Source organism: Aliiroseovarius marinus, from assembly GCF_050881025.1.
In the GTDB taxonomy this organism is placed as follows: domain Bacteria; phylum Pseudomonadota; class Alphaproteobacteria; order Rhodobacterales; family Rhodobacteraceae; genus Aliiroseovarius; species Aliiroseovarius marinus_A.
Genome location: NZ_JBNNXQ010000002.1, coordinates 258,109 through 280,970, shown reverse-complemented (window position 1 = coordinate 280,970; position 22,862 = coordinate 258,109). Strand labels below are relative to the sequence as shown.

21 protein-coding genes and 1 tRNA gene are annotated in these 22,862 nt (G+C 59.4%); 16 read left to right on the top strand and 6 right to left on the bottom strand.

Features of this window, described 5'->3' with window-relative positions; translation table 11 throughout:
* Positions 1-6 precede the first annotated feature (6 nt).
* The 3 genes from ACRY08_RS06840 to ACRY08_RS06830 all read left to right on the top strand — a co-directional run bounded on the left by ACRY08_RS06840 (position 7) and on the right by ACRY08_RS06830 (position 2,043).
* Positions 7-912, top strand: coding sequence for a LysR substrate-binding domain-containing protein (locus ACRY08_RS06840; RefSeq protein WP_432449146.1), 906 nt, complete (start codon positions 7-9; stop codon positions 910-912).
* Positions 913-984: 72 nt separating this feature from the next.
* Positions 985-1,773 carry an inositol monophosphatase family protein gene (locus ACRY08_RS06835; RefSeq protein WP_432449145.1) on the top strand — a complete coding sequence of 263 codons (789 nt, stop codon included), beginning with the start codon at positions 985-987 and terminating at the stop codon, positions 1,771-1,773.
* A gap of 69 nt (positions 1,774-1,842) precedes the next feature.
* The gene (locus ACRY08_RS06830) at positions 1,843-2,043 is read left to right on the top strand and encodes a hypothetical protein (RefSeq protein WP_432449144.1); all 201 of its coding nucleotides are present in this window, start codon (positions 1,843-1,845) and stop codon (positions 2,041-2,043) included.
* 43 nt (positions 2,044-2,086) lie between these two features.
* On the opposite strand, the gene ACRY08_RS06825 is transcribed toward ACRY08_RS06830, so the two are convergent.
* Both ACRY08_RS06825 and putA read right to left on the bottom strand, forming a co-directional pair.
* Entirely contained in the window at positions 2,087-2,833 is a 747-nt protein-coding gene (locus ACRY08_RS06825; RefSeq protein ID WP_432449142.1) for a rhomboid family intramembrane serine protease, read from the bottom strand.
* A 77-nt stretch (positions 2,834-2,910) separates the two neighbouring features.
* Positions 2,911-6,363 (bottom strand): bifunctional proline dehydrogenase/L-glutamate gamma-semialdehyde dehydrogenase PutA, encoded by a 3,453-nt coding sequence (putA, locus tag ACRY08_RS06820; protein WP_432449140.1) that lies wholly within the window; start codon positions 6,361-6,363, stop codon positions 2,911-2,913.
* 109 nt (positions 6,364-6,472) lie between these two features.
* Between putA and ACRY08_RS06815 the strand changes: the two genes are divergently transcribed.
* From ACRY08_RS06815 to ACRY08_RS06805, 3 genes are all read left to right on the top strand, one after another.
* Positions 6,473-6,952 carry an Lrp/AsnC family transcriptional regulator gene (locus tag ACRY08_RS06815; protein WP_432449139.1) on the top strand — a complete coding sequence of 160 codons (480 nt, stop codon included), beginning with the start codon at positions 6,473-6,475 and terminating at the stop codon, positions 6,950-6,952.
* A gap of 31 nt (positions 6,953-6,983) precedes the next feature.
* Positions 6,984-7,541 (top strand): tetratricopeptide repeat protein, encoded by a 558-nt coding sequence (locus ACRY08_RS06810; protein ID WP_432449137.1) that lies wholly within the window; start codon positions 6,984-6,986, stop codon positions 7,539-7,541.
* A 52-nt stretch (positions 7,542-7,593) separates the two neighbouring features.
* Positions 7,594-7,680: transfer RNA gene (locus ACRY08_RS06805), tRNA-Leu, on the top strand.
* A gap of 208 nt (positions 7,681-7,888) precedes the next feature.
* On the opposite strand, the gene ychF is transcribed toward ACRY08_RS06805, so the two are convergent.
* Positions 7,889-8,986 carry a redox-regulated ATPase YchF gene (gene ychF / locus ACRY08_RS06800; protein ID WP_432449136.1) on the bottom strand — a complete coding sequence of 366 codons (1,098 nt, stop codon included), beginning with the start codon at positions 8,984-8,986 and terminating at the stop codon, positions 7,889-7,891.
* A 99-nt stretch (positions 8,987-9,085) separates the two neighbouring features.
* Here ychF and ACRY08_RS06795 point away from each other — a divergent pair, with 99 nt between their 5' ends.
* The 3 genes from ACRY08_RS06795 to ACRY08_RS06785 are packed head-to-tail and all read left to right on the top strand — an operon-like array spanning position 9,086 to position 11,191.
* Complete coding sequence (locus ACRY08_RS06795) at positions 9,086-9,502, top strand: VOC family protein (RefSeq protein ID WP_432449135.1); 417 nt, start codon at positions 9,086-9,088, stop codon at positions 9,500-9,502.
* Between the two features lie 59 nt (positions 9,503-9,561).
* Entirely contained in the window at positions 9,562-10,365 is an 804-nt protein-coding gene (gene trpA, locus ACRY08_RS06790; protein WP_432449134.1) for a tryptophan synthase subunit alpha, read from the top strand.
* Positions 10,334-11,191, top strand: a complete 858-nt coding sequence (locus ACRY08_RS06785; RefSeq protein ID WP_432449133.1) for an acyltransferase — start codon at positions 10,334-10,336, stop codon at positions 11,189-11,191. Before trpA ends, ACRY08_RS06785 begins: the two co-directional genes overlap by 32 nt.
* Positions 11,192-11,194: 3 nt before the next feature.
* Here the strand turns inward: ACRY08_RS06785 and ACRY08_RS06780 are convergent, their stop codons facing one another.
* Positions 11,195-11,701, bottom strand: a complete 507-nt coding sequence (locus ACRY08_RS06780; RefSeq protein WP_432449132.1) for a DUF2478 domain-containing protein — start codon at positions 11,699-11,701, stop codon at positions 11,195-11,197.
* A gap of 117 nt (positions 11,702-11,818) precedes the next feature.
* On the opposite strand from ACRY08_RS06780, the gene ACRY08_RS06775 reads away from it, so the two are divergent.
* Positions 11,819-12,682 carry an urea carboxylase-associated family protein gene (locus ACRY08_RS06775; protein WP_432449131.1) on the top strand — a complete coding sequence of 288 codons (864 nt, stop codon included), beginning with the start codon at positions 11,819-11,821 and terminating at the stop codon, positions 12,680-12,682.
* 68 nt (positions 12,683-12,750) lie between these two features.
* A complete protein-coding gene (creD, locus tag ACRY08_RS06770; RefSeq protein WP_432449130.1) occupies positions 12,751-14,313 on the top strand; it encodes a cell envelope integrity protein CreD in 1,563 nt (520 codons plus the stop codon).
* A 53-nt stretch (positions 14,314-14,366) separates the two neighbouring features.
* Here creD and deoD read toward each other — a convergent pair whose 3' ends face one another.
* Entirely contained in the window at positions 14,367-15,071 is a 705-nt protein-coding gene (deoD, locus tag ACRY08_RS06765; RefSeq protein ID WP_432449129.1) for a purine-nucleoside phosphorylase, read from the bottom strand.
* A gap of 45 nt (positions 15,072-15,116) precedes the next feature.
* Here deoD and ACRY08_RS06760 point away from each other — a divergent pair, with 45 nt between their 5' ends.
* Positions 15,117-15,659 (top strand): DUF4329 domain-containing protein, encoded by a 543-nt coding sequence (locus ACRY08_RS06760; protein ID WP_432449128.1) that lies wholly within the window; start codon positions 15,117-15,119, stop codon positions 15,657-15,659.
* A gap of 173 nt (positions 15,660-15,832) precedes the next feature.
* Here ACRY08_RS06760 and ACRY08_RS06755 read toward each other — a convergent pair whose 3' ends face one another.
* Entirely contained in the window at positions 15,833-17,797 is a 1,965-nt protein-coding gene (locus tag ACRY08_RS06755; protein ID WP_432449127.1) for a methylmalonyl-CoA mutase family protein, read from the bottom strand.
* A gap of 227 nt (positions 17,798-18,024) precedes the next feature.
* Here ACRY08_RS06755 and ACRY08_RS06750 point away from each other — a divergent pair, with 227 nt between their 5' ends.
* The 4 genes from ACRY08_RS06750 (at position 18,025) to ACRY08_RS06735 (ending at position 22,841) form a co-directional block, all read left to right on the top strand.
* A complete protein-coding gene (locus ACRY08_RS06750; RefSeq protein WP_432449126.1) occupies positions 18,025-19,470 on the top strand; it encodes a 1-acyl-sn-glycerol-3-phosphate acyltransferase in 1,446 nt (481 codons plus the stop codon).
* Positions 19,471-19,631: 161 nt separating this feature from the next.
* The gene (gene ccrA, locus ACRY08_RS06745; RefSeq protein ID WP_432449125.1) at positions 19,632-20,921 is read left to right on the top strand and encodes a crotonyl-CoA carboxylase/reductase; all 1,290 of its coding nucleotides are present in this window, start codon (positions 19,632-19,634) and stop codon (positions 20,919-20,921) included.
* A 467-nt stretch (positions 20,922-21,388) separates the two neighbouring features.
* Positions 21,389-22,102: a helix-turn-helix transcriptional regulator gene (locus ACRY08_RS06740; RefSeq protein ID WP_432449124.1), complete on the top strand. Its 714-nt coding sequence runs from the start codon at positions 21,389-21,391 to the stop codon at positions 22,100-22,102.
* Positions 22,103-22,190: 88 nt separating this feature from the next.
* Positions 22,191-22,841 carry an acyl-homoserine-lactone synthase gene (locus ACRY08_RS06735; RefSeq protein WP_432449123.1) on the top strand — a complete coding sequence of 217 codons (651 nt, stop codon included), beginning with the start codon at positions 22,191-22,193 and terminating at the stop codon, positions 22,839-22,841.
* Positions 22,842-22,862 lie beyond the last annotated feature (21 nt).

Here is a 22,862-nt window from a genome sequence, read left to right as displayed (position 1 = left end):
TTGCACATGTATCTGGAGTTTCGCCACCTGCGCACCATCCGCGCAATCCATCAATCAGGCTCTTTGGCGCGGGCGGCAGATATTCTGCACATCACGCAATCGGCCCTGAGCCACCAGATCAAAGGGTTGGAAGATCAGGTGGGGATGGAACTGTTTCACCGCCGCACCAAACCGATGCGCCTGAGCCCAGCGGGCATGAAGCTGCTCAGGCTGGCGGAACAAATACTGCCCGAAGTGGCCCGGTTGGAAGAGGAGTTCCGGGCGCTGAAATCCGGGCGCTCTGGGCGGCTGCATATCGCCATTGAATGCCACGCCTGTTTCGACTGGCTGTTTCCCGTGCTTGATAAGCTGCGCCATGCCTGGCCCGATGTGGATCTGGACATCCGTCAGCGGCTGGCCTTTGACGCGATCGAGGCGCTGCGGCGCGAAGAGGTGGATTTTGTTATCTCGTCCGACCCGGTGGACATGCCGGGCATCACCTTCTCGCCACTCTTCGACTACGAGCCACGTTTCGTTGCCGCAGCAGGTCACCGTTTGGCGGATGTGCCCTATGTGGATGCAGAAGATTTTGAAGAGGAATTTCTGCTGACCTACCCGGTAGACCGATCCAAGATCGACGTGTTTACGGGCCTGTTGACCCCGGCGCGCATAGAGCCGCGCGGCACAAGGCAAGTGGAAATGACCGAGGTGATTTTGATGTTGGTGGCGGCTGGGCGGGGCGTGACCGTGTTGCCGGATTGGGTGTTGACGGACGTGAAAAACAATCCCGACTATGTGACCAAAAGCCTGACCGACGGCGGGCTGTCAAAGCGCATGTATGCCGCCACGCGCGACGAAGATACGATGGTGCCCTTCATGGCGCATATGATCCGGTTGTGCCGATCCGAACCCGTTAAGCTTCAGCGCGCGTAAACTGGCTTTCGGGCTTGGCAAACAAGGTATCTGGGCGTATACGCGCCGTTTGAAACATCAGGAGTCCTTTCCATGCAAGGCAGTGCAAATCTGAACGTGATGATCAAGGCCGCGCGCGCCGCGGGTCGGAGCCTTGTAAAGGACTTCCGCGAGGTCGAGAACCTGCAGGTGTCGATGAAGGGCGCGGGCGACTTTGTGTCCAAGGCCGACATCGCCGCTGAAAAGATCATCCGTGAAGAGCTGATGGAAGCGCGCCCCAACTATGGCTGGCTGGCTGAAGAGGGCGGCGCGGCCGAGGGCAAGGACCCGACCCGTCGCTGGATCGTCGATCCCTTGGATGGCACCACGAATTTCCTGCACGGTCTGCCCCATTGGGCGATCTCGATTGCGCTGGAGCACAAGGGTGAAATCATTGCTGGCGTGGTCTATGACGCTGCCAAGGACGAGATGTTCTATGCCGAGAAGGGCGAAGGCGCGTGGCTTAATCAAAGCCGTCTGCGCGTGTCTGGCCGCTCGCGCATGATCGAGTGTATTTTTGCCACTGGTCTGCCTTTCGGGGGCCGTGCGGACCTGCCCGAAACCCTGCAGGATCTGGCGCGCATTTTGCCGTCGACCGCTGGTGTGCGGCGCTTCGGTTCTGCTGCGCTGGATCTGGCCTATGTGGCCGCTGGTCGTTACGATGGCTATTGGGAGCGCAGCCTGAACGCTTGGGATTTGGCCGCGGGCCTGTTGATTGTGAAGGAAGCGGGCGGGCTGGTGCAGCCTATGGATGCTGATGGGTCGATCCTTGAGGACGGCACGATCATTGCCGCAAATGAACCGATTTTCGAGAAGTTCTCGGGAATTGTACGCGACGCGTGAGTTTGCTTTCTGCAAAAAACTGCTCTGCTGGTCATATTGCCGCCTTATTTTGCAAGCAAATGCAGGGGCATGGACAGACTTATTAACCTTTGGGAACAACTGCGTCGGCGCTATCTGGATGAAGATGGTGCCGTCACGATCGACTGGATCGTGATGACCGCCGCGCTCGTCATGCTGGGTTTGGCGATGGCTTTCACGGTCAATGCCAACATCCCGGGTCTGGCCCAGCAAATCAGCAAAAGCCTGTCGACATTCGAGATTGATGGCTAAGCCGTGTCGGCTTTCACCCGAGATGGGGGAAGGTCGAAACGCTTTATTTGCGCCGACCGACTTGCGGCACGTTGCTGCGTGTCAGTCTGTAGCGGGCCTCGGGATGATCCGGATGGCCACTCGTTCGATCCCAAAAAGACGCCCCGCCCAAGCGGCGCCACAGGGGCAGGACCATCACGAAACCCGCGATGAAACCTCCTGCATGGGCCAAATGGGCCACGCCGCCCGCGTCGCCGCCAAAGCTGGCAGCTGAGTTGAACAGTTGCAGCCCGAACCACAGGATCAGCATCAGCCAAGCCGGAACCGGCACGATCTTGAAGATGATCACAATGATTAACAGAATGTCCACACGTGCCTTGGGAAAGAGCAGCAGATAGCCCCCCATCACGCCTGCGATGGCACCAGAGGCCCCCACGATGGGCACCGGGCTGGCCGGGTCGCCTGCAAACTGTGCGAGGGCGGCCAAAATACCGGCGAGGAGATAAAACCCCAAGAAGCGGCCATGCCCCAGCATGTCTTCCAGATTATCCCCAAAAATCCACAAAAACAGCATGTTACCCGCGAAATGCATGAAGCCCCCATGCAGGAACATCGAGCTTATTAGTGTCAGCGTGCCCGCCCCGTCCGACAAACGCGCGGGGATCATGCCATAGCTCATGAATAAATCTGTCGCCGCGTGGCTGCCATAGAGCGGCCACATGAACAGAAAAACCAGCGTGTTCAGACCTAGAAGGCCGTAAGTCACGACGGGTGTGCGGGTGGACGGGTTATGGTCTCGGATGGGAAACATGGGGTCACTTGACCCGATGCGCGGCACCGGGTCAAGCATGGGTCAAGCATTGGGCAAGCCCGTTTCAGGCAGGCGGATTACTCCGCCGCTGCCTTGGTTTGCGAAAGCATCAAAAGCTCGGCATTGCCGCCTGATGCTGTGGTGTCGACACATAGGTGACGTTCATGGGTCACCACCTCGTGGGTCAAGCTGCCTGTGACCAAGGGCAAGATCGCACCGCTGCGCTGCGACAGGGCGATGGCCAGCGCACGGGCGCGGTCCTCGTCCCCCCAGAAAACGGCGCCTCCGATGCCTTGGATGGCCTCAAGCCTCTCGGGTGTCAGGTCGGGCGCCAGCACCGCTGTACCCCCCAGAGCTTCGACGGCCGCTTTCTGCGCTTTGGCGGTGTCTTGCCCCGGCCCCATACACAGGATTGGGTCGCGCGGATGGGTAGAGAGCTGGTTCAGCTCGCCAGTCGGGCCGGGCAGGCGGGACGATGACAAGGTCGCCTCGACCGTCGCGGCCGAGATGGCTTGGATCAGGGTGGTGTCGCTTGGGGTTTCGCCATCCGCGTGACCCGCAATGGGCGCAGGCTCGGTGGCGCAGAACCGGTCCATATAGCTGGGCCCGCCAGCCTTGGGGCCAGTGCCGGAAAGTCCTTCCCCACCAAAGGGTTGCGAGCCAACAATGGCGCCGATCTGGTTGCGGTTCACGTAAGCATTGCCGGCGTGAATACGGTCTGTCACATGCTGCACGCGGTCATCAATGCGCGTGTGCAGCCCGAAAGTCAGCCCGTATCCGGTGGCGTTCACGCTGTCGATCACCGCGTCCAGCTCGTCGGCCCTGAAGGTTGCCAGATGCAGCACAGGGCCGAAAATCTCGCGCTCCATGTCTTCAATGCCCGAGACCCGCAACAGGGTCGGTGCCACATAGAACCCGCCGTCAGGTGCAATGCGTTCATGCAGCACGCGACCGCCTTCGCGGGCGGTGTCAATGTAGGCTTTGATGCCCTGATAAGCTTCGTCGTCGATCACCGGGCCAAGATCCACAGAGAGATCCCAAGGGTTGGCCTGGTTCAGGTCATTCATCGCGCCAATCAACATCTCGGTCAGATTGTCGGCAATGTCTTCCTGCACATAAAGGCAGCGCAGGGCCGAGCAGCGTTGACCTGCCGACTGAAAGCTTGACGCCACGATATCGCGCACCGCCTGTTCGGGCAGGGCGGTGCTGTCGACGATCATCGCGTTCAGCCCCCCGGTTTCCGCGATCAAGGGGGCCGAGGGGGCCATGTTGGCCGCCATCGCCCGGCGAATGATCTGTGCGGTTTCGGTCGATCCGGTAAAGGCCACACCGCCGATGCGGGCGTCTGATGTCAGTGCGGCGCCCACCGTGACCCCGTCACCGGGCAGAAGTTGCAAGACCTCGCGCGGAACACCGGCTTCGTGCAGCAGTTTCACGGCCTCATAGGCGATGATCCCGGTCTGCTCTGCAGGTTTGGCCAAGACACCGTTGCCTGTGGCCAAAGCCCCCGCGATCTGTCCTGTGAAGATCGCCAGCGGGAAGTTCCAAGGCGAAATACAGGTGAAGAGCCCCACAGGATCGCGGCTGTGATCATCAACGCGGCTTGCATAATAGCGCAGGAAATCAACGGCTTCGCGCAGCTCTCCCATGCAATCCAGCCATATTTTCCCCGCCTCGCGCGACAAGAGCGCAAAGAAGCGGCCAAGGTTTTCTTCGTAGAGGTCGGCGGCGCGGTTCAGGACCTCGGCGCGGGTTTCAGGCGACGCGTCCCAGCGGGTGGCTGTGGCCAATGCCGTGTCGACATCAGCCGTGCTGGCCCATGTGATCTGGCCCACCGGCGCGCCGTTTGAGGGGTTGGTGACCGCCACCACAGACCCGCCGTCGGGCGTGCCTGCGATCAGTGGTTCGGCGGTGAAAGCATGATCTGCGAAGGGCGCGCGCGCGGCCTCGATCTGGGCAATATGCGGCTCGTAGGTCAGATCCAGCCCCATCGAGTTCTTACGGGCGCCAAACAGTTCCGGCCCGGTGGGCACATGGGGCGCTTCGGCGGCCAGCGCGTCGAAGGGGCAGGCGGCGACCTCTTCCGGTGTCACGCTGTCATCCACGATCTGGTTCACGAACGAGCTGTTGGCGCCGTTTTCCAGAAGGCGGCGCACCAGATAGGCCAGCAGGTCGCGATGCGCGCCCACAGGGGCGTAAATCCGGCAATTGGTGCCGTTTTCGTCCATGATGATCTGGTGCAGGCGTTCGCCCATGCCGTGCAAGCGCTGGAATTCAAAGGCGTCTTTCGCCACGTTCCCGGTTTGGGCTATGTCCAGAATGGCCGCCGCCGTGTGGGCGTTATGGGTGGCAAATTGCGGATAAATCCGGTCGGTCAGGCCCAGCAGTTTCTTGGCGTTGGCAATATAGCTGACATCCGTGGCGACCTTGCGGGTGAAGACGGGGAAGCCCTCCAGCCCCTCTACCTGCGCGCGCTTGATCTCGCTGTCCCAATAGGCGCCTTTGACCAGCCGCACCATGATCTTGCGATCCAGCCGGGTGGCGGTGTCATTCAGCCAGTCGATCACCGCGCCCGCACGTTGGCCGTAAGCCTGCACCACGACGCCGAACCCGTCCCAACCGGCCAGTGCGGGGTCTTCCAGCACTTTCTCGATCACATCCAGCGAGATTTGCAGCCGGTCAGCCTCTTCCGCGTCGATGTTGAAGCCCATGCCGGCTGATTTCGCCAGCTGCGCCAGCGCCGAGACGCGGGGCACCAGCGTGGCCATCACCCGGTCTTTCTGCGCGCGTTCATAGCGCGAAAACAGGGCCGAGAGCTTCACCGAAATGCCGGGATTTTCGCGGATATTGTCCGATGTGCAGGCGCTGGCGATTTCGGAAATCGCCTTGGCATAGGCCATCTGGTAGCGGCGCGCGTCGCTGTCAGTCAGTGCGGCCTCGCCCAGCATGTCATAGGAATAGGTGAAGCCTTTTTCTTCCATCTTCGATCCGCGTTTCATCGCGGCCCCGATGGTTTCGCCCAAGACGAACTGGCTGCCCATTTCTTTCATGGCGCGTGCCACAGCGGTTCGGATGACGGGTTCACCAAGGCGTTTCACCGCGCCGCGCAGCGCGCCCGCGATGCCGCGATCGGGTTCGTCCAGAACCTTGCCGGTCAAAAGCAGCGCCCAGGTTGACGCATTCACCAGCGACGAGGAGGAGCGCCCCAGATGTTTGCCCCAATCCGAGGGCGCAATCTTGTCTTCGATCAGCGCATCAATGGTTTCGGCATCAGGCACGCGCAAGAGCGCTTCGGCCAGACACATAAGCGCGATGCCTTCGTCCGTGGACAACCCGTATTCGGCCAGGAAGACCTCCATCAGACCGGGGTCGGAAGAGGCGCGAATGGCACGCACCAGCGCGGCACCGCTTTGGGTGATCCGCGCGCGATCGCTGTCACTCAGTGCTGCGTCCTCTACGAGGGTGGCAATATGGGCGTTCTCATCCGCATAGGTGAGGTCATCAATGTGCTGGCGCAGATCACGGGTCATCAGGCAATTTCCCTTGGAGTTGTCGATTGCCCTATGATACTATGATTTTGCAAGTTAATCGTCCTGAATGTCTGTATAGTGCAGTCATATTTACCCAAGGTGATGAAAAATGAAGGAAAAAAGGAAAGCGGAGCTGGACCGGTTTGACCGCGCGATTCTGGACATCCTTTCAGGGGATGGGCGCATTTCGATCACCGATCTGGCGCGGCGCATTGGCCTGTCCAAGTCCCCCACACAGGCGCGATTGAAGAAGCTTGAGGTGGATGGGGTGATCACCGGATACCGCGCGCAGGTCGATCCGATCCGACTGGGGCGGGACCATGTGGCCTTTGTCGAAGTCAAGCTGTCAGACACGCGCGAAGCCGCGCTGACGGCGTTCAATACCGGTGTGGCCGAAATTCCCGAGGTCGAGGAATGCTACATGCTGGCGGCGCATTTTGACTATCTGTTGAAGGTGCGCACGCAGGATATGAACGATTACCGACGGGTGCTGGGCGAAAAGATCTCGTCGCTTCCCAATGTGGCGCAAAGCTCGACCCATGTGGCGATGCAGGTGGTCAAGGATGATGGGCACGGGGTTGTGATTTGACCAAGCCCGTGCGTCGCGCCCAGAATTGGGTATGTCACGTCTTTGGTTCATAGCTTGCTTTGTGGCCGCGCTGATTTCGGCGGGTGTGGCGCGCGGCGATGAGTGCCCAATCTCTCCTGACATTGCGGATGAGCAGGATGCTTTGCTGTCGCTGGCGCAAAATGCGCGCAGCGAGGCCGAGGCACGCCCGGCAGTGAATGGCATGTGGTTGTTATGGACCCGTGCCCCGGATGAACGCGCGCAGGGGCTGTTGGATGACGGGCGTGCGCGTATTCGCTATGCGGATTATGAAGGGGCCAAGGCGGTGTTGAGCGAGCTGATCGCCTATTGCCCATCCTATGCCGAAGGCTACAACCAGCGCGCTTTTGCGCATTTCTTAAGTGCCGCGTATCAGGCCGCCTATGCTGATCTGACCCGCGCCATGGAGCTGAATCCGCGTCACGTGGCAGCCATGTCGGGATCGGTGCTGACCCTGCACGCGCTGGGCCGCGATGAAGAGGCGCAGCACCTTTTGAAAGACGCCCTGAAGCTGAACCCATGGCTGCCGGAGCGGCGTCTTTTGGCCAAACCTAAAGGCACGGCGCTTTGATCATCTGAACCCCGTTGCCCCCTGAACGCATTGATAGTAGGGAAGGGGCGTTGCGGGCGTGATGGAATGGTAGACATACCAGACTTAAAATCTGTTGGGCCGTGTGCCCGTGTGGGTTCGAGTCCCACCGCCCGCACCAAGCATGAATTTTCAAAGGAAATTCATGCAACGACGGTCCCACCAAACACTGAGCGGCAGGGCAATTGCGCAGCAAATGCCCGAGAGCGCCCGTCAGGAACGCGCCGGGTTTTTTGCAGGTACAGTTTTCAAACATTCTGAACGGAAAAAGCCGGACCCCGATGGCTCCGGCTTTCAAAAATCAGATTATCGGCGAAATCGCCGCGGGTTTACGCGTTGAACAGGAAATGCAGGACGTCGCCGTCTTTGACGGTATAGCCTTTGCCTTCGGCGCGCATTTTGCCCGCGTCCTTGGCGGGGCCTTCGCCGCCCAGTTCAACATAGTCGTCATAGGCAATGGTTTCAGCGCGGATGAAGCCACGTTCGAAATCGCCGTGGATGACGCCCGCGGCCTGTGGGGCCATGGTGCCTTCTTTGATGGTCCAGGCGCGGGCCTCTTTCGGGCCGACGGTGAAATAGGTTTCCAGATGCAAAAGTTCATAGCCTGCGCGGATCAAGCGATCCAGACCAGCCTCTTTCAGGCCAAGCTCTTCCAGGAACATCTCCATGTCATCGGCGTCCAGCTGGCTGATTTCTTCTTCGATCTTGGCAGAAATCACGACGCTGGCGGCACCTTGTTCGGCGGCCATCTTTTCGACCGCTTCAGAATAGGCGTTGCCGGTGGCCGCGTCGCCTTCGTCCACGTTGCAGACGTAAAGGATTTTCTTCGAGGTCAGAAGCTGCAGCATGTTCCACTGCTTGCGGTCCTCGTCGTCCACCTCGACCGTACGGGCCGGGCGGCCTTCTTCCAGAGCGGCTTTGGCGGCTTGCATCAGGCGTTCCTGCTGCACGGCTTCTTTGTCGCCGCCACGCACTTTGCGCACGATATTTTGCAGGCGCTTTTCGATGCTTTCAAGGTCGGCGAGCATCAGTTCGGTCTCGATCACCTCGGCGTCTTCCACCGGGTTCACGCGGCCCTCGACATGGGTCACGTCGCCATCATCAAAGCAGCGAAGCACATGGGCGATGGCGTCCACCTCGCGGATATTGGCCAGGAACTGGTTGCCTAGCCCTTCGCCCTTGGAGGCGCCCTTGACCAGACCGGCAATGTCCACAAAGGTCATGCGCGCCGGAATTATCTCTTTCGAGGATGCGATCTCGGCCAGTTTGTAAAGGCGCGGATCGGGCACGTTCACCTCGCCGACATTGGGTTCGATGGTGCAGAAGGGGAAGTTGGCGGCCTGTGCGGCAGCCGTTTTGGTCAGCGCGTTGAAAAGCGTCGATTTGCCCACATTCGGCAGACCCACGATACCCATCTTGAAACCCATCACGGCCTCCGTCGTTGAAACACCCGCGCGTTCTAGGGCTTTGACAGGCTGGGTGCAAGCGTGGTGGAGTCGAGAATGCAGTCAAAAAGGAGATCTGCTATGCAACCAGTTCCTTATCTGTTTTTTAACGGCAATTGTCGCGAGGCTATGACGCATTACGGGGTGATCTTTGGAAACGAGCCCGAGATCATGCCATTTGAGGATATGCCAGATGATGTTCAGGCCGAGATGCCTGGCGTGCCGGATGATGCCGTGATGCACGCAAGCGTAGCCATCGGGGACGGCATGTTGTTTGCCTGCGATGATAGCTCTGGTCAGGTGCCGGAAATGGCGGGTAGTGATGTTTGCATCGCGCTACCGGACGAAGCCGAAACCCAACGTGTCTGGGATGCACTTGCGCAAGGGGGCGACGTGCGTATGCCATTGTCTGCAGTGTTCTGGACGCCGCTATATGGGTTGCTCAGCGACAAGTACGGCGTGCGCTGGATGATTATGACGACGAGCAACCACGAGTGAGCCATTGATTTTCCCGTCTGGCTTGGGCAAACCGGGTTGAACCAAGAAGGGGATCACGCATGACTCGCATCGACGCCAAGTTTGCCGCGCTTAAGGAGAAAGGCCAAAAGGCTTTTGTCAGCTATATCATGGGCGGTGATCCGGATATGGCGACCTCGCTCGAGGTGATGAAAGGGCTGCCGGCCGCGGGCGTTGATATCATCGAACTGGGCATTCCTTTCACCGATCCGATGGCGGATGGCCCGACCATCCAGCTGGCAGGTCAGCGTGCGCTGGAAGCTGGCATGACCTTGCAAAAGACGCTGGATATGGCGGCCGAGTTTCGCAAGGGCGATGACACGACCCCGATCGTCCTGATGGGATATTACAACCCCATCTACAATCGTGGCGTCGACCAGTTCTTGACGGACGCCAAGGCGGCTGGCGTGGATGGGCTGATCGTGGTGGATCTGCCGCCCGAAGAGGATGACGAGCTGTGTATCCCAGCCCAGAAGGCCGGGCTGAACTTCATTCGCCTTGCCACCCCCACCACCGATGACAAGCGCCTGCCCAAGGTGCTGCAGAACACGTCGGGTTTTGTCTATTACGTCTCGGTGACCGGCGTGACCGGCTCGGCCGAGGCCGAGGCCGGCAATGTCGGGCCAGAAGTGGCGCGGATCAAAGCGGCAACCGATATTCCGGTGATCGTGGGTTTTGGTGTCAACACGCCCGAGAAAGCCCAGGCGATTGCCAGCGTGGCAGATGGCACCGTGGTCGGCTCGGCGATTGTGTCAAAGATCGCGGCAGGCGAACCGGTGGCGGATATTCTGGGCTTCGTAAAGTCTCTGGCCGATGGGGCGCATCGGGCTGGAGCAAAACGCTAAATTCATGGCGTCACGTTTCCCATCGTTCAAATCTCGATTGGCTGGATTGTTTAAGCGGCGTTCCAAGCAGATCGAAACCGCGTCTTTTCCGACCCTGCCGAACGGGGACTTTCTTGTCACGCAGGATACCGCAACGCATTTGAAGCATCTAAAGTGGATTGGGAGTTTCTCTGACCAGCTGGAAGTTGCCATCTCTCGTGAGGCCTACGCCGCAATTTGCGACGGACGCCTGCGTGTACAGTTGAAGGGCATGAAAGGGCGCGCTGGCGTTGCCAGCAAACTGCGCCTAGGTGCGATGCGCGGAAATCTAAGTATCAGCGTCGGGAAATCGAATGTTGATGTTTGGATTGGCGATAAAGTTCGAGGGCAATTTCAACTTGTTTGCCACGATAGCAGTACAGTGAAAATCGGAGACCGCAGCTCTGCAACTGGCCTGATACTCTATGCCAAGAGAAGCGAGTTTTCCTGTGGTGTCGATTGCATGTTTTCTTCCGAAGTCATTCTGCAAACATCGGACCAGCATGGAATTGTCGATCTTGAAACGGGAGCGTTTACGCAGGCAGATCGCGCTGAAACCCATGTGGGAGATCACGTCTGGATCGGCCGAAGGGTGACGCTTTTGCCGGGCTCTCGAATTGGCAGTGGCAGTGTTGTCGGGACATGCGCTGTTGTGCCCGGAAATATCCCCGAAAACAGTGTCGCGGTGGGTGTTCCAGCGCGCGTGGTTCGCGAAAATGTGAGTTGGAGCCGCGATATGGAGAGCCTTGACCCCGGATCAAGGGACTATATTGCAAGGCAGGGTGTGGACTGGTTGTCTGAGGAGTGATCCTTACCTTTTAGCAGTCATAGCGATTGCCCAGCCCAGCACAGCGTCATGTTCGGGCGCAATTTCGTCGGCTTCTCCCACAAATTCCATGAAGGCCTCGCGCGATCCTTCGCTGAGACCGATGATGGCCGGAATGTCATTTGCCAGTGCTTGTCCCACGGCTTCGCGAAAACCGCGGCCCTCGGCCTCTTGCTTACCAAATTTGTTGACGATCAGAAGGTCGGCACCATCTTTCAGCCGCGCCTCGGTCTGACCGACGGCTGTTTCCAACGCCTCGGGGTTCAGTTTGCAGCCGCGCGCATTGGCGCCCAGAAACTGGCTGATACGGATTTTCGGCCCATCAGGCAGTACCAGCACATCCATGTCGCAGTGATGTTCCTCGGCCCGTTCAGTGTCCAGCTGGACCGTGCCACAGAGTGATAGGCCGCGTTGGGCCAGCGCTTCGGCCACGCCCGCCAGCAACAGATTGGTCTGGCCCCGGCCGGGGGCAATCACATAGGCAAGTTTCATGGGCGCATCCTTTTCTGACGTTTCAGATGGCAATCTGCTCGCCGCTTGTCAATTCCCGCGCTTGCCTGTGGGCGTGTGCCGTGTCTTGATGCGCGAAAGACCACAAGGACATGCGCGATGAAACTTGATCAGCCCGAAACCACCGCCCCCGAGGATGCACAGGCGCGGCGCGCCATTGCGCCGGTGATTTGCTACCCGGTCGACAGCCTGCCGCAGCCGCCTTTGGCGCTCTATCGTGCCGCGCGTGAGGCTGCGACAAAGGTAGATGAAGTGTTGGTGCCTGCCCGCGATGCGGCCACGTTCAGCGTGCCCGCGGGACAGTTTTTTCGCATCACCTCGGTCGAGGGGCCGCAGGTGGGGGACTTGAACCTGTGGAATGCGAGCGATCTGTCTGAAAGGTTCTATTCGGGCAAGACCCGCGCCCTTCATGGCACGCATCTGAGCACCTCAGATCGGATGTGGACAAGTCACCCAAACCTGCGTCCCATGGCCACGATCATCCATGATACGCTGGACTGGTATGGGTTCGATGACTTTGGCGGGTCTGTGCACGACGTGATCGGCACGCGCTGCGATCCCTATACGCATAACCTGTTGTCCGGGGGGCAGTATCACCAGTGCTGCCACTCTAACCTGACGCGCGCGCTGGCCGATCACCTGGGCTGCACGCCTGCCGAGGCCGAACCCCATGTGCATGATGTGTTGAACGTCTTCATGTGCACGGGCTTCACCCGCGACACCGGCCAGTATTTTATGAAAGCCAGCCCCGTGCGCCCCGGTGATTATCTTGAGTTTTTCGCAGAAATTGACCTGCTGGGCGCATTGAGCGCCTGTCCCGGCGGCGATTGCTCCTCTGAACACAGCTCGGATGAAGCCGCCTGTTACCCGCTGCTGGTCGAGGTCTTTGCCCCACAAGAGGGCGCGTTGATCGGCTGGGAACCGCCGATGAGAAGCGGATATGACGGCAGCCACGGGCGCTAGGCGTTCCTGACCTTGCACATGTGGCGTGTCACCGTAATCTGCAACACAAGTCGTTTAAGGAGAGTTCCATGAAGTCGCTTGGTTGGCGTTTCATCATTGTCGGGGTGTTGTGCCTTGTCATGTTCATCCCGCTTATGATGGTGTCAGACATCGTCAATTCTCGTCGCCACTATTCCGAAGACACGATCCGTTCTGTCGGTCAGGAATGGGGCGGGCGGCAAACGATTTCGGGGCCGCAGGTGGTGATCCCGGTGAAGGCCCGCGTGATGGTCAGCGAGCTGCACAACGTGATTGACGAGGCCACGGGGCTTGTCATGCGCGACGCGGAGACCGGCAAGAACCTGCAAAAGCTGGTGGAAGAAGAGCGCATCGAGCAACGCGCGCCGCTCTATGTCTATCCGGATGTTTTTGATGTGCAGATCACGTCGCAAACGCAGATGCGCCACCGTGGCATTTTTCAGGTGCCCGTCTATCAGGCGAAGGCCGAGATCGCGACCTCGTTCCCTTTTGACCGGGTCGAAGCGACACTGGGCGAGGGCGAGTTCGCTGTCTGGGACGAGGCCAGCCTGCGCCTGACGGTCAGCACGAACCGCGCGCTTCGGGGCGAAGCGAAGCTTCTGGCCGGCGGGCAGCAGATCGCGCTGGAGCCGATGAGCGGGCTTGGCGGGCAGAACCTGACTGCAGCTAAAACCGAGAGCGTGACAGCCGCAGCGGAAGCGGTGGAGGCTGCGGTGGAAGCTGTCGAAACGGTCGAGCGCGCCTATGACACGCCAAAGACCCGCGAGGTTCTGCTGGAACCCCTAAGCGGGCAGGCCGGGCTGACAGCGGCATTGCCGGGCGGTAAGGCGCAGGCCCATTTCAACCTGACGCTGGGCTTCAATGGTGCGGCCGAGCTGCGCGTGTCCCCGGTTGGCCGCTCCAGCACGGTTCAGATGACCAGCGACTGGCCCGACCCAAGTTTCGGCGGGGCTTTCCTGCCCGATGGGTCCGATATCTCGGACACGGGTTTCACGGCCAACTGGTCGATCCCGCATCTGGCGCGCAGCCTGCCGCAAATCTCGCGGCAAGATCACGAACCGACCGCGCGACGGGACGCGTCTTTCGGCGTCAGCTTCTATCAACCCAATGATTTCTATCAAAAAGCCTGGCGCGCGGCGCGTTATGGCATCCTTTTTGTGTCGCTGACCTTCCTGACGGTCTTGTTGATGGATATGCAAAGCAAAAAGCCGGTTCATCCGGTGCAATACCTGCTGATCGGCCTGTCGCAGGCCGTGTTCACGCTGCTCATGCTGGCTTATGCTGAACAGGTTGGCTTCTCGCTGGCCTATCTGGGGTCTGCAGCCGCGTTGATCCTGCTGTTGTCCCTGTTTGGGGCCTTTGCGTTGAAGCTGGGGTCCCGAACATGGGTGTTGGGGGGCATGTTGGTGCTGCTTTACGCGGTGCTCTACCTGATCCTCTATTCCACCGATTATGCGCTGTTGGCCGGGGCCACGCTGGCCTTCGTGGCAATCGGGGCCACCATGTATGCCACGCGCAACGAAGAATGGTATGGCGAGGATGGACCGGGGCCGGGGCTGTTTGCCCGGCGCGGAGCGAAAGTTGCAGCCAAGCAACAGCCGACAGCAGAATGACAAAAAGGCGCCGCGGGATCATCCTGCGGCGCCTCTGTTTACAGTGGGGTTGATCAGGCGAAGGCGGCGTCCAGCGCAATCTCAACCATATCGCCAAAGGTCTTTTCACGCTGGTCCGAAGGCAGGGCCTCGCCGGTCTGCAAATGGTCCGACACGGTCATGATCCCCAAAGCCCGCACGCCATAACGGTTGGCCAGCATGTAAAGCTCGGCGGCTTCCATTTCGACGCCCAGAATGCCGTGACGGGTCATTTCCTTGTTCAGATCGGGGCGTTCATCGTAAAACGTGTCCGAGCTATAAATGCCCCCCACATGCACGCCCACATCGCGCCCCTCGGCAGCTTTCACAGCCGCGGCCAGCAGGCCGTAGTCGGCACAGGGCGAGAAATTCAGCTCGCGGAAAATGGTGTTGGACGGGGTGCCCACGGTGGTGCAGGTCATTGCGATCACCACGTCACGGAGTTTTACATGGGGCTGCATGCCGCCACACGACCCGATGCGGATCAGTGTTTTCGCGCCGTAGTCGCGGATCAACTCATTCGCGTAGATCGAAATGGACGGCATGCCCATGCCCGATCCCTGAATGGTAACGCGGTTGCCTTTATAGGTGCCGGTGAAGCCCAACATGCCGCGCACCTCGTTGACCAGCTCTGCGCCCTCCAAAAAGGTTTCAGCCGCCCAGCGGGCGCGGTAGGGGTCGCCGGGCATCAAGACGGTTTCTGCGATTTGGCCGGGCTCGGCACCAATATGGACGGTCATCTTTTGATCCTCTAGGTTGGGCGCGCAACTTGTTCAGGAGCCAATATGCGCCAATTTCTTCTCGCTCTATGTATCGCGCCAGGATTTGCCTTTGCGCAAGAGCAAACGCAATCCGAGGCAGACGTCGAACTGGCTTTGGTAAAGGGGCTTTTCACCGCTCTGAACCCGGTGTCGATCCGCGATGATCGGGAATACTGCGGCTATATCGGCCTGAGCCGCGACGAGAAACTGATCGCCACACCGCCCTTGCGCGGGTCCGAGGATGGCTGCAGACCGGCGTATCCAGATGAGTTGGAATATGTGATCGCATCCTATCACACCCACGGCGCCCATCATGGCGACTATGCGGCGGAAACCCCGTCAGGGGATGATATGGAGGCCGACGAGGCCGAGGGTATTGACGGTTGGGTGGCCACGCCCGGCGGTCGGCTGTGGTTTATCGACAGTTCGGATATGGTGGCCAGCCAGGTGTGCGGACTTGGCTGCCTGCCGCAGGACAAAAACTTTCGCGAAGGCAGTATGGGCAAGATCGCGCCGAGCTATCGCTATGAAGATCTGGTGAAAAAGCTGGAAAGCCTCGATCACTGATACATGCTTAAAAGAGGCCGCGCCCTTGTCAATTGGGCGCGGCTTTTCTTTGTGTTTGATGAAAGCGTTTCGAGATCAACTTGAGACACGAGTTGATTTCGAAACGCCCACGACAGCAATAAGTTTCGCGCGTTTCGGCTTATTGTCGCGCCTCAACAACAAGTCGAAACGCGTTACTCTGCCGCGACCGAGGCAGGGGCCACCAGCGTCACGATGTCTTCCATGATCGTGTTCAGCTCGAAATCTTTCGGCGTGTAAACCTTGGCGACACCCATGGCGCGCAGGCGGTCTGCATCCTCGTCCGGGATGATGCCGCCGGCCACGACCGGCACGTCGCCAAGACCTGCGTCTTTCATGCGCTCGATCAGCTCTTCCAAAAGCGGGATGTGGCTGCCTGACAGGATCGACAGGCCAACGACGTGGGCTTTCGTCTCGATGGCTGACGCCACCAGTTCCTCGGGGGTCAGGCGGATGCCTTCATAGGTGATGTCCATGCCACAATCGCGGGCACGCGCAGCAATCTGCTCGGCGCCGTTCGAATGCCCGTCCAGACCCGGCTTGCCGACCAGGAAGGTCAGGCGGCGGCCCAAAGCATCTGATACAGCGTCCACGCGCGCGCGGATGTCATCCAGCCCTTCGGTGCGGTTCGAGGGGTTCTTCGACACGCCGGTGGGTGCGCGGTATTGGCCAAAAGTCTGGCGCATCACTTCGCCCCATTCGCCGGTGGTAACACCTGCTTTGGCCGCAGCAATCGACGAAGGCATGATGTTCTCGCCCGATTTGGCGGCGGCGCGCAGGGCGTTCAGGGCGTCCTGAACGGCCTTGTCGTCACGGTCCGCGCGCCATTGTTCCAAACGCGCGATCTGATCGGCCTCGGCCTCTTTGTCGGCAACCATGATGGCGCCGTCACCAGCGGTCAGCGGGCTTTCGGTGGTCTCAAGCCACTTGTTCACGCCAACAACCGTGGTGTCGCCCACCTCGATCTTGCCGATGCGGGCGGCGTTGGATTCCACCAGACGCGACTTCATGTATTCGATGGCAGCCACAGCGCCGCCCATGGCGTCGATCTGGGCCAGCTCGGCGCGCGCACCGTCCTTCAACTCGCCCACTTTGCGATCCACGGCGGGGTTGTTGTCAAAGAGGTCATCAAACTCCAACAGGTCTGTTTCATAGGCCAGAATCTGTTGCATGCGCAGCGACCATTGCTGGTCCCACGGACGCGGCAGGCCAAGCGCCTCGTTCCATGCGGGCAATTGCACCGCGCGGGCGCGGGCGTTTTTCGACAGGGTCACCGCCAGCATCTCGATCAGGATGCGGTAGACATTGTTTTCCGGTTGCTGCTCGGTCAGACCAAGCGAGTTCACTTGAACGCCGTAACGGAAACGGCGGAATTTCGGGTCTTCGACGCCGTAGCGTTCACGGGTGATTTCGTCCCACAGTTCGACAAAGGCGCGCATCTTGCACATCTCGGTCACGAAGCGGATGCCGGCGTTCACAAAGAACGAGATGCGGCCGACCATGGCGGGGAAAGCCTCGGCCGGGACTTTTTCTTTCAGGTCGTCCAGAACCGCGATGGCGGTGGCCAATGCAAAAGCCAGCTCTTCCTCCGGCGTCGCGCCCGCTTCCTGCAAGTGATAGGAGCAGACGTTCATCGGGTTCCATTTGGGCAGGTGCTCGCGCGTATAGGCGGCTACATCGGTGATCATGCGCAGGCTGGGCTTGGGCGGGCATACATAAGTGCCGCGCGACAGGTATTCCTTGATGATGTCGTTCTGAACGGTGCCTTGCAGCTTCGAGATATCGGCGCCCTGTTCCTCGGCGGCGGCGATATAGAGCGACAGAAGCCACGGCGCTGTGGCGTTGATCGTCATCGAGGTGTTCATCTGTTCCAGCGGGATGTTGTCAAACAGCGCGCGCATGTCGCCCAGATGTGAAAGCGGCACGCCCACCTTGCCCACTTCGCCGCGCGACAGTTTGTGGTCACTGTCATAGCCCGTCTGCGTGGGCAGGTCGAAGGCCACCGACAGGCCGGTCTGACCCTTGGCCAGGTTGGTGCGATAAAGCTCGTTCGAGGCTTTGGCGGTCGAGTGACCGGCATAGGTGCGGAAAAGCCAGGGGCGGATGGTATTCGAGGACATGGCAGGGACTCACCTTATGTTGCGCTGCAGCATTTTTAGTGACGCAAGAAAATTACGCAAGTGATAATGTGAAGAGTAGAAAGTTACGCAGTGTGGCGCTCCCGCCCGGCCGCTACGGCCCTCCGGGCTTTGGATGGGCCTTGAGGCCGGTTGGGGGGCGGCCTTCGCTTCGCCCGTGCGGGCGTCTGGTGCTTTACCTTTTCGCAAAATGGTGAGACAGGTTTATAATGACGCGTAGTGTGGAATTACCGCTTTGGTTGCTTGTTTTGATCCTGGCCTTTGCCACGGTGACCTTTGCATCACATTTTCTGTTCCCATCAGTGCGCTGGTTTTTCCGCAAACGTCTGGAACGCGCGGTGGCGCAGCTGAACGAGCGTCTCGAGCGCCCGATTGAACCGTTCAAGCTGGCGCGCCGCTATGATATGGTGCAACGCCTGTCTTATGACCCCGAAGTGGCGAAAGCCATTGCAGACCACGCGCGCAAGGCGGGCATTCCGGAACAGGTCGCTTTCGAAAAGGCGCAGCGCTATGCGCGCGAGATCGTGCCGCGTTTTTCCGCCACCGCCTATTTCGGTTTCGGCATTTGGCTTGCTAAACTTCTGAGCCGCGCCTTTTACCGCGTGCGCCTTGGTGCCTTTGACGAGGCGCGGCTGAGCGAGATTGATGCGGATGCCACGGTTGTCTTCGTGATGAACCACCGCTCGAATATGGACTATGTGTTGGTCACATGGCTGGCCGCTGAACGCTCCCACCTGTCTTATGCGGTCGGCGAATGGGCGCGGGTCTGGCCGCTGCGCACGCTGATCCGCTCGATGGGGGCCTATTTCATCCGGCGCAAAAGCCGCAACAACCTCTATCGCAAAGTGCTGTCGCGCTATGTGCGTATGGCGACCGATGGCGGGGTGACACAAGCGATGTTCCCTGAAGGGGGGCTGAGCCTGAACGGCGAGGTGGGCGCGCCCAAGCTGGGCTTGCTCAGCTATATCCTGCAGGATTTCACCCCGGGCGAAAGCCGCAATGTGGTCTTCATCCCCGTTGCGATGAACTATGACCGGGTGCTTGAGGATCGGGTGCTGGTCTCGGCTGATATCAAGGGGTCGCGCCGGTTTGGGTTGCGGTTTAAATACGTCGCGCGCCATGTCGGACGACATGTGTGGCAGAGGGTGACCGGGCGGTTCCACCGGTTCGGCTATGCCAGCGTGTCCTTTGGGGATCCGGTGTCTCTGGTCGACTATATGGGCGCGCGCCCGGCCGACGAAGTGGTGGAACCCCTGGCCGAGGAGCTGATGGCGCGCATTCGCGATGTTGTGCCGGTGCTGCCGGTTCCGGTCGTCTCGGCCATTCTGCTGGAAGGTGACGGTCGAAGCCGCGACGAGATCGTGGCCCGGTTTGATGCGCTGGTCTCGGGGATGGAGGCCCAAGGCGCCCATGTACATATCCCGCGCAGTGATATGGGCTATGCCGCCGAAGTGGGGCTGCGAGAGCTGTCGTTGCGCAAACTGATCAGGTCAACCGGGGACGGGGACAGCATGATCTATCATGTGAACAAGCCTGATCGTCTTATTCTGGCTTACTATGCCAACTCTATCGCGCATCTGAGTGAAGACATCGCGCCGACGCATATTTCGGACCTGTCCCCGGCAGAAGTGGCGGATGCGGCAGTGCTGCCGTGATCCTGTGTAGGTGACCATGCGCAAATCCGGCGCGACATAAAATTACAAAATCATTCCGATTGTGGTTGCAATCTTACCCGTGCATCCGTAATGCTGCGGTAGCAGCCGCATTTCTGCACTGCGGCGACAGAATCAGATACCGCGCAAAACAGGAGGCCACCATGGCTTTGGACACACAGACCGGCATCGCCGAATATGATGCCCCGAAAAAAGACCTCTACGAGATCGGTGAAATGCCCCCGCTGGGCCATGTTCCGACGCAAATGTACGCCTGGGCCATTCGCCGCGACCGCCAGGGTGAACCCAAGCAGGCCATGCAGGTCGAGGTCGTCGACACCCCCGTGCTGGACAGCCATGAAGTGCTGGTCATGGTGATGGCCGCCGGTGTGAACTACAACGGCATCTGGGCCGGTCTTGGTGTGCCTGTCAGCATGTTTGACGTGCACAAACAGGATTATCACGTTGCAGGTTCGGATGCCGCGGGCATCGTTTGGGCTGTGGGTGACAAGGTGAAAAACTGGAAGGTGGGCGACGAAGTTGTCATTCACTGTAACCAGGATGATGGCGATGACGAGGAATGCAACGGCGGCGACCCGATGTATTCGCCCAGCCAGCGCATCTGGGGCTACGAGACCCCCGATGGCTCGTTCGCTCAGTTCACCCGCGTTCAGGCCCAGCAGCTGCTGCCGCGCCCCAAGCACCTGACCTGGGAAGAAAGCGCTTGCTACACGCTGACGCTGGCCACCGCTTACCGGATGCTCTTCGGTCACCATCCGCATGAACTGAAGCCCGGTCAGAACGTTCTGGTCTGGGGTGCTTCGGGCGGTCTTGGCTCCTATGCGATCCAGCTGGCCAATGCCGCTGGTGCCAATGCCATCGGTGTGATCTCGGGCGAAGACAAGCGTGACTTCGTTATGGGGCTGGGCGCCAAAGGCGTGATCAACCGCAAAGATTTCGATTGCTGGGGTCAGCTGCCCACCGTGAACACGCCGGAGTACGACACATGGTTCAAAGAGGCCCGCCGTTTCGGCAAGGCGATCTGGGACATCACCGGCAAGGGCAACAACGTGGACATCGTGTTCGAACATCCCGGTGAAGCGACCTTCCCGGTGTCGAACCTTGTTTGTAAAAAAGGCGGCATGGTCGTGATCTGCGCCGGCACCACCGGCTTCAACTGTACCTTTGACGTGCGCTACACGTGGATGCACCAGAAACGCCTTCAGGGTTCGCACTTTGCGCATCTGAAACAGGCGGCGGCTGCGAACAAGCTGATGATCGAGCGTCGCATTGATCCCTATATGTCGGAAGTGTTCCCCTGGGCCGAAATCCCGGACGCGCACATGAAGATGTATAAGAACGAGCACAAGCCGGGCAACATGTCGGTTCTGGTTCAATCCCCGAAAACCGGTCTGCGCACCTTTGAGGACGCGCTGGAAGCCGGTTCGAAGTAAACCGAAACGCTCTTGCGTTTTGCCGACAGCCCCTCGCCCAAGGCGGGGGGCTGTTTTCGTTTGGGCGTGTTTGATGTTGGGGGGCTGGTGGTCCGGCGGTGAGCACGAAGCCGTGGGTTTCAAAGCGAATCACCGGGTTTATGGGGGTGAGTTCTTCGAAAAAGTAGAATGCCCGTGAGGAAATGGCGCATTAACAAAAGGATAATTTCCCGCGCCTCGCTATTTTGGGGGAGAAATAATCAGCGAATTTTATTCAAAAGCTTACATGCTAGGGTTGTTTTCCTGCAACTCATGATCGAGGCTTTACATGTGCAACGAATGGCTTCTTGATGTTCTTACCGATCTGAAGACGTTTGCCGAAAAGAACGGCCTTTCCGTCACAGCGGATCAGTTGGATGATGCCCGACTGATCGCGATGACCGAGATTGCAAGCGCTTCCCGTCGGCAGAACGGAGTTGCGCATACACATGAAAAGCCGGTTGGAAGACCTACTCTCTACGTTGCAGGCGGCGAACACGCTTGAAGACCTTCAGGATGTCCTGGAAGCGCTGCGTGACCACTACAATGTCCAACATGCTGTTTATCACTGGGTGAATTCGGTCGGCGAACGTTTCGGCGCAGGGACCTATCCCGCTGAATGGGTGGACCGATATCTTGAGCGGGATTACCTGCGGCTTGACCCAGTGCTTTTCGGATGTTTTCAAAGGTTTACACCGGTTGTCTGGAAAGAGCTTGATTGGTCTTCGAAACCCGCGCGCGAGATGTTTCAGGATGCGTTGGATCACGGGTTGGGCAATCAGGGATACTCGATCCCCATTCGCGGACCCAACGGGCAATTTGCCGTGCTGACCATGAATGATACGGCAGAAGATGCCGCATGGGAGAGCTTCGTAGAGCGGAACACACGTGACCTGATGGTCTTTGCGCATGAGCTGAACAAGAAAGCTCTGGAATTCGAGGGCTGGGAATCCGAGGCCGGTAAAACCAGCCTGTCGCCGCGCGAGCTTTCCGCGATGACCTGTCTGGCCAAGGGCATGAGCCGCGCGCAGGCTGCCAAAGAGCTGTCGATCTCTGAGCACACTCTGCGGGTCTATATCGAAAGTGCCCGGCACAAATTGGGCGCAATGAATACAACCCATGCGGTCGCGCGGGCATTGTCGTCTGGGATCATCATCGTCTGAGGTTATGCAACCGGGCGATGTGTTTGCCTTGCATTAACCTTAACGCGCACATTCTTTGACCTATCTATCGGACAAAGGAGCAACCCGAATGCTGCGTTATCTATACGGCAATGATCTAAAGAACTTTCCCCTGCTAAGCGACACGATGTTCCGGGACCGGGCAGAGCAATTTTCGCGCCGGTTGAACTGGGATGTCACTGTGAACGACCAGGGGCACGAGCGCGACGAATACGACGATATAAACCCGCTATACGTGATCTGGGAGCAGGCAGATGGCCGCCATGGCGGATCGATGCGACTTCTACCCACGGTTGGCGCGACGATGGTCAATGATCACTTCAGTCACCTGACGGATGGTGTGCATATTGAAAGCCCGCTGATCTGGGAATGCACGCGGTTCTGTCTGTCGCCGGGTGCGGACCGTCGGGCCTCGGCCGCCTTGGCGCTGGGCGCGGGCGAGGTGATGGATGCGTTCAAGCTGGAACATTTCGTTGGGGTGTTCGATCCGCGGATGGAGCGGATTTATCGCCTGATGGGCCTTGAGCCTGACGTGATCGGCACCGCTGGTGAAGGGCGCGAACGGATCGGTGTCGGGCTTTGGTCTATGGACAAAAGCGCCTTTGAGCCGACATTGAAACGGGTCGGTGTCAGCCGCGAAACTTCGAAAGGCTGGCTGCGCTATTCGCTGACATCTGGCAACCGCGTGACCCCTTCGACCAAATATGCCGAGACTGCGTGACGGGTAAAACGCCCGCGGATA